Below are 8,514 nucleotides of genomic sequence, written 5' to 3' on the forward strand. Positions count from 1 at the left end.
GCGGTGAGCCACTGCTGCGCGGCCGCGGGCAGTGCGTCGTCGGGACCGGCAGGGTCGGCTGCGAGGTCGCCGACCAGGAGCGGGCCGTCGCACCACCGGTGCGGATGCACCCGCCGCGGCCGCGTCGACCGGGGCGTGACCCGGGCGGTCACCGGCGGTGGCGCGGGCGGCGCGGTAGGCGGTGAGGCAGCGGGCGGCGTGCGCGGCGGCCGTGAACCGGGGCGCTCGCTGTCGGGCGGCGGCCGCGGGCCGGGGGTCGGTGAGGACGTGGTCGATGCCGGCGGCGAACCGGGCGGGATCCTCGGGTGGTGTGGTGGTTCCGGCGGGCCCGATGAGCTCGGTGAAGTTGGCGGTGTCGGTGGCCACGACCGGGACGTGGTGGGCGAGGTAGTCGGCGATCGCTCCGGATCCCTGGAAGCTGGGGTGGGGCCGGTAGGGGAACGCCGCGGCGGTGCTGGCGGTGACCAGGGCCAGGCGCGCGCCCGGGTCGAGGTAGCCGGGGACCACGACCAGCTCGGCGTGCCGGCCGACCGGGCGGGGGACGGCGTAGCCGGTGAGGTCGACACCGGCCTGGGCCGGGTCGTCCCAGCCGGGGCCGGCGAGCACGGCCCGCACGGGGGTGCGGGTCTGGGCCAGGGCGTCGAGCAGCAGCGCGGGGTCCTTCCACGGTGCGGCGTAGCCGGACAGGCTCACCACCGGACGGTCGGTGTCCAGTGCCGCGGCCAGCGCCGTGCCGGCGTGTGCCTGGGTGCCGGGCGGGATCGTGCTCGGCAGCCACGCCACCACCCCGGCCTGCACCGCGCCCTCCACCCGGCCCTGCTCGGGCTGGGCGGGCTGTTGGGGTTGGTGGTGGCGGGCGTAGGTGCCGAACCAGACGTGCCCGGCGGCGCGGCGGGTGGCGTCGTCGACGGCGGCCTGCAGGTCGGGGTCGGGGGAGTGCTCGTGCAGCAGGGTTGGGGCCAGGGTGTGGATGTGGTGCACCACGGGGAGCCCGAGGCCGGCTGGGAGTAGGGCGGGCACGATCTGGTCGTACTCGAGGTTCCCGGCGTGCAGGGCGATGACGTCGTGGGCGGCGGGGTCGATCTGGCGGGTGAGTTCGGCGGCCGCGGCGCGCAGCTGCGGGGCGGGCCAGAACCGGCCGGTGGTGGTGTCGTAGGGGATCTGGGTGGAGCCCAGGCGGGTCACGGTCGCACCCTGCTGGCGCAGGGCGGTGGTCAGGACGTCGAGGTAGGGCGGCAGGCTCCCGCCGTCGTGCGCGGGGCCAAGCAGTAGCACCCGCATCACCGCGCCACCCCCGGCCACTCGCCCCGTCGCGCCGCCGGGCCGCGGCCGCGCTGCGGGAGCGCGGGGGGCTGCAGGAGCGCGCGGTAGCGGGCGAGGGTGGCGCCGGTGTTGGCTTCCCAGTCGAACCGGGCGGGCAGCACGCCGGCCGGTCGGGGCCCGGTGACCAGGCGGCGGAGTTCGGCGGTGGTGCGGTAGGTGTGCCCGCCGCCGGCGGCGAGCAGTTCCGGGGCGGTGCCGAGGTCGGCGGGCAGCAGGGCGGGGGTGCCGGTGGCCATGGCCTCGGCGATGGCCAGACCGAAGCCCTCCCAGCGGGAGGTCGACAGCAGCCAGTCCGCCGCGGCGTAGAGGCCGGGGACGGCGTGTTCGGGCAGGTCCTGCAGCACGGTGAGCGGACTACGGTTGCCGCCGGTGACGCGGACGGGGCAGAACGCGGGGGAATGCCCAAGGAGCACGGTGATGGCGGCGACGTCGACGAGGTCGTGGGCGAGCTGCTCCAGGCGGTCCCAGCCCTTCATCGGGGTCACTTTCCCCACCCACACCAGCTGGACCCTGGTGTCGTCGCCGCGGTCCCACGGCGCGGGTGTGGGCGCGCCGGGCCCGGTGAGCGGGGTGCGGGCGATCGGGCGGGCGTCGGCGCCGAGCACGACGCGGTAGCCGCCGCACGGCCCGGCGGCCGCGGCGCGTGCGGCGGTCTCGGGGTGGAAGCGGTGCCGGTCGACGCCGTTGGCCAGGACCGGCGGGCGGGGGATGCGGTAGGCGGCGGCGAGGTCGGCCGCGGCGTAGTCGCTGACCGCGACGATGTCCTCGGGGCCGGAGTCGGCGACGGCGAGCAGATCCTGCTCGGCGGCGATCAGGGCCCGGTTGCTGGTCATTGTCGCGGCGGAGACGTCCCCGCGGATCAGGACCGGGGCCAGCCGTGCGGCGGGGTGTGCAGGTAGTGCAGGGTCTCGGCCTCCCAGGTGGAGGACTCGACGACGTCGGGCTGCACGAGGTCCAGGGCGGCGGCCACGGCCGCGCGGTGGGCGCTCATGTCCTCGGTGCGGGCCAGCACGACGGTGTCGATACCGGGTAGGTGCAGCACCTCGGGGGAGTCCTGGGTGAGCAGGGTGACCTGGTGACCGGCCTGATGAAGGCGGGGGGCCAGGGCCCGGTAGATGGTGGCGATCCCGCCGCGGGTCGCGGCGTGCAGATCTCGGTGGACCAGGGCGATGTGCATCAGCGGTGCTCCTGCAGCTCGCGGGTCAGGTCGTGGAACTGGGGTTCGATCAGGGCCAGGCGCTCGCGGCGCAGGGCCCCGTCGGGCAGTTCGCGGTGAATCCGCAGCTCACGCGCCAGCACCACCGCCCGGTTGACCAGCAGCGCCCGGGAGTCGCCGCCGGCCGCCGCGGCGCCCGCCCGGATCCGGGCGGGCGCGCCGGGGGTGGCGGCGAGCAGGGTGTGCAGCACCGCGAGGTCGAGCCCGGGCAGGAACAGCCCGGTGAACTCGAAGTCCACCAACGCCCCCGCCAGCGCCCCCGTCACCGTCCCGGCCGGCGCCCCCGGGGACGCGGCTGTGGCCTGGCCGGGTGTGGGGAACAGGATCAGGTTGCCCGGCAGCGGGTCGCCGTGGGCCGGGGCGGCGGGCGCGCCGAGCTCGGCGCACAGCCGCGTCAGCACCGCGGTGGGCCCGGGCCCGAGCAGCGGGGCGTAGCGGCGGAGCCGGTCGGGGTAGTCGAACACCGCCCGCAGCGCCCCGGGCGGCGGCCGCCAGGTCCCGAACCGGGTCACCGTCGCGATCGCTGCGGTGAGCTCGTCGTCGGTCAACGCCCGGGTGGGGTAGCGGTCGGCGTCGAGGACCCGGCCGGGGAGGCGGTCGATGACCAGCAGCGAGTGGCCGTCGGTGTGGACCAGTGCGGGGGTGTCGACCGGGGCCGGGGTGTCGGCCATGGCCCGGTAGACCGCGATCTCGTGGGCGAACTTCTCCCGCCAGAACGGGTCGGTGCTCGTCAGGGCCTTCACCACGACCGGGCGGCCGCCGCGGTGCCCGGCGGCGAGCAGGGTCTTGTCGGTGGTGTGCAGGAGCGCCTCGACGGTCGTGCCGGCCAGGTCCAGCCCGGCCAGCCAGCCCAGACCGGGCCAGTCGGAGCTGGGCTGCTCGGGGTGGCGGGGGTCAGGCGGCACGGGGGTCATCGCAGGGTGCTCCGGTCACGGTGTGGGTGAGGTCCTCGGTCAGGGTCGTCTCGGCGTCGGGGTCGGCCCACGCTGCGGCGATGGCCTGCACCGAGTGCAGGTAGTAGTGCGGGTTCGGGGCGCGGCCGGTGGCCAGCGCGCCGAGCAGCTGCCAGTACATGGTCCCGGCGTAGGAGCGGAACCGCGCCGAGCGCGGGTCGCGGGCGGGCCAGCGTCGCCAGATCCGCTCGACGAGCCTGCTGAAATGCGCGGCCGGTCGGGCCCCGGACACCACGTCGTTGAGCATGCTCGTCGCGGTCGCGCTCCGGTGGTAGACCGCGCCGGTGGTGGGGATGCGGGTGAAGCGGTAGCCGTGGCCGTGGCTGAGCCGCAGCCAGAAGTCCCAGTCCTCCAGCGCGGGCAGCGCGGCGTCGAAGCGCACTCCCGGGCCGGGGTGGGCGAACACCGCGGCGTGCACCGGCAGCAGGTTCATCACCGCCAGCAGGTCCGGATCGAACGGCACATCCCAGCGCTCAGTCCCCGGCACCCCGACCCGCGCTGCCCCGGTTCCCGCTGCTGCGGTCGCCGCTGCTGGGGTGTCGCGGTGGGAGGTGACGGTGCAGGCCGCGATGGTGGCCTGCACTGCGGGAGCGGCGGGGTCGCGCAGCCGGGCGAGCGCGGCCTGCAGGTGGGTGGGCAGGAACTCGTCGTCGTCGTCGAGGAAGGCGACGTAGCGGCCGCGGGCGTGGTCCAGGCCGGTGTTGCGCGCGGAGGGCAGCCCCCGCTGGTGGCGGTGGGTCACCGCGGTCACCGCGAGCCCGCCTGCGCGGGCGGCCTCGACCACCGCGGTGACGTCGGCGCCGCCGTCGTTGACCACGACGGTCTGCACCGCCCCGGCCGCCATCCCCTCCTGGGCGGCGACGCTGCCCAGGGCCTCGGCGAGCAGGTGCGGTCGGTTGAAGGTCGGCACGATCACGCTGACCAGCGGCCGGCCCGCGACACCGGCCCGCACAGCGGCCGGGTTCATCGCCGGCTCGCGGTGGCGGCGAGAAACGGGCCCAGGTGCCCGTGGTGGGTCCAGCGCGTCGCGGTGGCCACCGCGGCCAGGTCGTGCAGCCGCTGGGTCGAGTCGGCCGCGAACTGCGCGGGGGTGCGCTCGGCCCGCGGCAGCAGGTGGGTGTTGGCCGGGCCGAACCACCAGTCGAACCGGACATGCTCGCCGAGTGCGTCGACGAGCCCGACCCCCTGCGGCTCAATCTGCCGCGGCTCGGCGGGCAGTGCCCCGGCCCGGCCGTAGCCGGCCAGCACGACGTCCACGGTGCGCTCAGCCAGGCGGGTGTGCAGCGGATGGGGCTGGCCCAGGCCACGGTAGGTGTAGAGGAACCGGCCCGGGCTGCGGTAGCGCTGCCCCGCCGGGAGCGCCCGGGCCCGCTCGGGGGTGATGGCTTCGGTGTCCCACGGCGCGGGCAGCCGGTGCGACCAGTCGCACCAGGTCCCGGTCTTGACCGGGATCGGAGTCGGCAGCGAGGTCACCACCAGCGTCGCGTCGTGGTCGCGGTAGAGCAGCAGGTGGTCGTTGGACAGCAACGTCCACCCCAGGTCGAGCACAGCGCTCAGGCCCAGGGTCGTCTTGCCCGCCCCCTTGTCGCCCACCACGATCACCACCCGCGCGCCGTCGGTGACCGCCGAGGCGTGCAGCATCGTCGCCGCCCGGGACCCGCAGAACTCCACCAGCGCCTCACGCACCATCTTGCGCACCGTGATCGCCAGATGGACCGGGTCGACGCCGCGGACCCGCGCCCGCCTGGCGCCCGGGTCGCAGTCGACCCCGACACCCCATCGGGTGCAGGTCATCCCCGCATCCGGGGCGCCGAGGCGGACATCGATCTCCCACTGCACCTGCCCACACCGCGACCCGGTCTCGTGCCCGGATCCGGCGCGGCGCACCGCGTAGAAGCCCGACAGATACTCCACCAGATCCCGCTGCGCGGCCTGCAGCACCACCGCCACCGGCCCGAGGTCGATCACATAGTCCTCACCCCCGCCCAGGCCGACGGCCAGACCGTGGCCCGGGGCGCTGCCCAGGTCGTCGCCCGGGTCGTCGCCCGGGTCGTCGCCCGGGTTGTCGCCCGGGTCGTCGCCCGGGTTGTCGCCGGAGCCCTCGCGGGTGCTGTCGTTGCCGGTCATCTCATCCTCCGCTGCCGCTCGAACGCCTCGGGCAACCCCGAGCAAGTTGAACTAGACAGATCTTAAGCTAGCTAGACATAATCTGTCTAGCGAGATTTTCGGAGTACGTCGACGAGCCCGGATGTGGGGTGGGGTGAGATGGAAGGACAAGCTGTCTGGACAGCTACAGTCCCGTGCATGGCGGAGCGCAAGAGCCGGGCACAGCAGATCGCCGACGACCTTCGAGGCGCGATCCGCAGCGGCGCCTACGGCGCGGGGGACCGGCTACCGACTCGCGCGGAGCTCGCCAAGCGCTACGACGTCGCGTCGGCGACGATCGCCGCGGCGATCGACCAGCTGCGAGCCGACGGCCTGGTCGAGGGCATCACCGGGTCCGGGGTCTACGTGCGCGCCCACCGCCCGGTCCTGCGCTCAGCACGCAACCGGCTCTCCCGCGACGAACGCGCAGCCGGGCGCGGCGCGTTCACCACCGACGCCCACACCGGCGGCTGGACACCGCGCAGCGAGGTCACCGTCCGCACCGGACCCGCCGGCGAGCAGATCGCGGAGCTGCTCGACATCGCCCCCACCGAGCAGGTCCTCATCCGCGACCGGGTCATGTACGCCGACGACGACGTCGTCCAACTCGCCACCAGCTACCTGCCCCTGGCGATCGCCACCCCGGAGATGGCGGTCCCCGACACCGGCCCCGGCGGGCTCTACGCCCGCCTGGAAGAAGCCGGACACCCCCTGACCCGCTACGAGGAGACCGTCCGCGCCGGACGCGCCGACCACGACGAAGCCGCCGCCCTGGCCACCACGCCCGGGACCACCGTGTTCCGTCTGGTCCGGGTCGCTTCCACCGCCGAGTGCCCCGTCGAGGTCAACCGGATCACGATGCTCGCCGAGCGCTTCGAGCTCTACTACGACCTGCCCGCCCGATGAGGGATGTAGAACGAACGGCCGGTTCGGCCTGACCACGCGCGCTGTCGGACCTCGCCGGTAACGTCCCCCAGAACGACGATGAGCCGCCTCAGACACCCGCGGCGGCTCATCACGTACAAAGCCCCGGTCGCATGACCGCAAGGGTCAGAGGCTTCCGGGGCAATTCGCTGACCACGATACACGCGGGGTACACGGGCTTTGAGACCTCACGAGGCCGGACATCCGCTGACCCGTTACGAGGAGACCGTCCGCGCCGGACGCGCGTGCCGGACGGTGACCTGCAGGTCCGGCTACTCAACGAGATAATATTCGCTGTGACCGTTCCTGGGGTCTTCCTCGGCGATGCGATATGTCAGCTCATCGCCTGGAATTCCGCGGTCACGCAGAACTTCCCTAGGGATGACGATTGTGTCGGGTGCAGGTGTCGTGAACCCCATGATCGTCCCTTTGGCCGGCCCGTTCATGCACTCGCCGCTGTGGCGTTCGCTGGTGTCCATGCCCAGATTATAGATGCTGGAGCTACATGAGTGGGCGCGGTGATTCGCCTCTTGTCTGCCGTGCTGGGTCTACCGCGCCCACTCTTCACAAAGCTGAGTCGGTTGTCAGCCGATGACCGGGTAGGCGTAAACCTTCATCGAACGAACAGCTCCGTCGTGGTAGGGGCCGACCCACGGGTGGTAGTAACCGGTGTCGCGCCGGAGGTTTCCTGCGAAGTTCGGGTTCGTCCAGATTTCTTGTCCGTAGCAGAGGTTGGCGGCGACATAGGAGCGGATACCGCCGAGGTTGGCGTTCATAGTCGTCAGATTGGAGAAGCGGTACCCCACCGGGTCACAGGGGCCGCTCCAGCCGTATACGCGATCGACGAGCCCTTCAAGGTCTGGAAGAGACCAGAACTCGACCAGCACGACGACGGGTGCGCGCTGCGCCTTGATTCTTTCTGCCCCCGCGCGCAAGGCAGGATCTTCGGAGCAGGTATCGCCGATTACTTGAGTGTCGCCCGTCTGGTCGTTTGTCCTCCGGACGTAGGTGTCGCAGATCTTCTCCGCTTTCTCGAATCGCTCCGGATCGGCTTCTGATGCGCTGACCGCCTGTGGGGCCACCGGAGGCGGCATCTCGTTCGTGGCGCTTGCGACACCGGTTGAGACGCTGAGGATCGCTGTCACACAAAAAGTGGCAGCGATCGCGCGCAAGGACTGTCTAGTGATTCGTGCCATCCTGCGTGAATCCCCCTCCAGGAACGTTACGTCAAGAGATGCACCTCAGCACGGGATGTCGTCGATTGTCAATTAGTGCGAGAATCTTTGGATAGTCCAGCCGAGTGGAGGTCGATAACATTGTGTGCCCTTCCGTGGCCAACGGTGTGGACGCAAAAGATAACTGTAACGAACGGCACTGGGGTGTCGATATACAGAGGTTCTCGTTCGTGTACGCAAACCTTGATCTCGGTGTACGGGGACCCGGCAAGCCCGGCCGAGGGGTTGACCACCTGCCAGTCCAACGCGCGCGAGGCCTACGCGGGGAGGGGCTCTACGATCGCTTGCCGCTGACCGGTTGCTAAGCGCGTTCGTGCGCGAGCGCTTCGAGCTCTACTACGACCTGCCCGCCCGATGAGCACCGCGGCCGGCCCACCGGACCGGTGCCGTACGGCGGGGACGGGCGAAATCAGTAGGCCGCACCCCACCGGACCGGAGAGCGGGCGGAGTCCGTCGTGCGGTCACGCAGGGTGTTGGTTGGGAGGGGCGTGGATCTCGGTCAGTGCTTGCTGGAGGTGGGTGACCGCGCGGCGGACCTCGATCGGTAGGGGGCGGCCGTTGGACAGCTCGACCCGGGCCGCGGTCAGGACGTGCACCAGCGCAGAGCGCAGGCAGCTCGGCAGCTCGTGCAGCGTGCCCGTGAGGTCGGCGGCCTGCTGGTAGTCGCGCATCTGCTCCTCCAGCAGCCCATCGCGCGCCACCGGTGCCGGGCCGCGCT

Annotated in this window: 10 protein-coding genes; 1 reads left to right on the forward strand and 9 read right to left on the reverse strand. The window is 72.5% G+C overall.

Translation table 11 applies throughout. From position 1 onward, the window contains the following. The 6 genes from FVA95_RS26470 to FVA95_RS26495 all read right to left on the reverse strand — a co-directional run. Window positions 1–1,275 (reverse strand): glycosyltransferase (locus tag FVA95_RS26470; RefSeq protein ID WP_161992464.1); only part of this gene is annotated, 1,275 nt, incomplete at its 3' end. A gap of 5 nt (window positions 1,276–1,280) precedes the next feature. Continuing rightward, a complete protein-coding gene (locus FVA95_RS33590) occupies window positions 1,281–2,156 on the reverse strand; it encodes a glycosyltransferase (RefSeq protein ID WP_149666550.1) in 876 nt (291 codons plus the stop codon). 26 nt (window positions 2,157–2,182) lie between these two features. Then, complete coding sequence (locus FVA95_RS26480) at window positions 2,183–2,500, reverse strand: glycosyltransferase family 4 protein (RefSeq protein WP_149666551.1); 318 nt, start codon at window positions 2,498–2,500, stop codon at window positions 2,183–2,185. Next, the gene (locus FVA95_RS26485) at window positions 2,500–3,444 is read right to left on the reverse strand and encodes a phosphotransferase (protein ID WP_205015998.1); all 945 of its coding nucleotides are present in this window, start codon (window positions 3,442–3,444) and stop codon (window positions 2,500–2,502) included. Before FVA95_RS26485 ends, FVA95_RS26480 begins: the two co-directional genes overlap by 1 nt. Further along, window positions 3,434–4,459: a glycosyltransferase gene (locus FVA95_RS26490; RefSeq protein ID WP_149666552.1), complete on the reverse strand. Its 1,026-nt coding sequence runs from the start codon at window positions 4,457–4,459 to the stop codon at window positions 3,434–3,436. Before FVA95_RS26490 ends, FVA95_RS26485 begins: the two co-directional genes overlap by 11 nt. Further along, on the reverse strand, window positions 4,456–5,619 hold the full coding sequence (locus tag FVA95_RS26495) for a hypothetical protein (protein WP_149666553.1): 1,164 nt from the start codon (window positions 5,617–5,619) through the stop codon (window positions 4,456–4,458). Before FVA95_RS26495 ends, FVA95_RS26490 begins: the two co-directional genes overlap by 4 nt. A 177-nt stretch (window positions 5,620–5,796) precedes the next feature. Between FVA95_RS26495 and FVA95_RS26500 the strand changes: the two genes are divergently transcribed. Then, window positions 5,797–6,543: a GntR family transcriptional regulator gene (locus FVA95_RS26500; RefSeq protein WP_161992465.1), complete on the forward strand. Its 747-nt coding sequence runs from the start codon at window positions 5,797–5,799 to the stop codon at window positions 6,541–6,543. A 290-nt stretch (window positions 6,544–6,833) separates the two neighbouring features. On the opposite strand, the gene FVA95_RS26505 is transcribed toward FVA95_RS26500, so the two are convergent. From FVA95_RS26505 to FVA95_RS31080, 3 genes are all read right to left on the reverse strand, one after another. Then, on the reverse strand, window positions 6,834–7,040 hold the full coding sequence (locus FVA95_RS26505) for a hypothetical protein (protein ID WP_149666555.1): 207 nt from the start codon (window positions 7,038–7,040) through the stop codon (window positions 6,834–6,836). Between the two features lie 105 nt (window positions 7,041–7,145). Further along, window positions 7,146–7,757: a hypothetical protein gene (locus tag FVA95_RS26510; RefSeq protein ID WP_149666556.1), complete on the reverse strand. Its 612-nt coding sequence runs from the start codon at window positions 7,755–7,757 to the stop codon at window positions 7,146–7,148. A 500-nt stretch (window positions 7,758–8,257) separates the two neighbouring features. Further along, window positions 8,258–8,514, reverse strand: a 257-nt coding sequence (locus FVA95_RS31080; RefSeq protein ID WP_161992466.1) for a hypothetical protein, incomplete at its 5' end; no start/stop codon positions are given.

Origin of the sequence: Pseudonocardia sp. EV170527-09 (assembly GCF_008369905.1) — a bacterium.
Lineage (GTDB): Bacteria > Actinomycetota > Actinomycetes > Mycobacteriales > Pseudonocardiaceae > Pseudonocardia.

Coding starts and splice junctions, on each gene's coding strand:
- FVA95_RS26500 (WP_161992465.1), top strand. CDS start 5,797: ATGGCGGAGCGCAAGAGCCGGGCACAGCAGATCGCCGACGACCTTCGA.
- FVA95_RS33590 (WP_149666550.1), bottom strand. CDS start 2,156: ATGACCAGCAACCGGGCCCTGATCGCCGCCGAGCAGGATCTGCTCGCC.
- FVA95_RS26480 (WP_149666551.1), bottom strand. CDS start 2,500: ATGCACATCGCCCTGGTCCACCGAGATCTGCACGCCGCGACCCGCGGC.
- FVA95_RS26510 (WP_149666556.1), bottom strand. CDS start 7,757: ATGGCACGAATCACTAGACAGTCCTTGCGCGCGATCGCTGCCACTTTT.
- FVA95_RS26505 (WP_149666555.1), bottom strand. CDS start 7,040: ATGGACACCAGCGAACGCCACAGCGGCGAGTGCATGAACGGGCCGGCC.
- FVA95_RS26490 (WP_149666552.1), bottom strand. CDS start 4,459: ATGAACCCGGCCGCTGTGCGGGCCGGTGTCGCGGGCCGGCCGCTGGTC.
- FVA95_RS26495 (WP_149666553.1), bottom strand. CDS start 5,619: ATGACCGGCAACGACAGCACCCGCGAGGGCTCCGGCGACAACCCGGGC.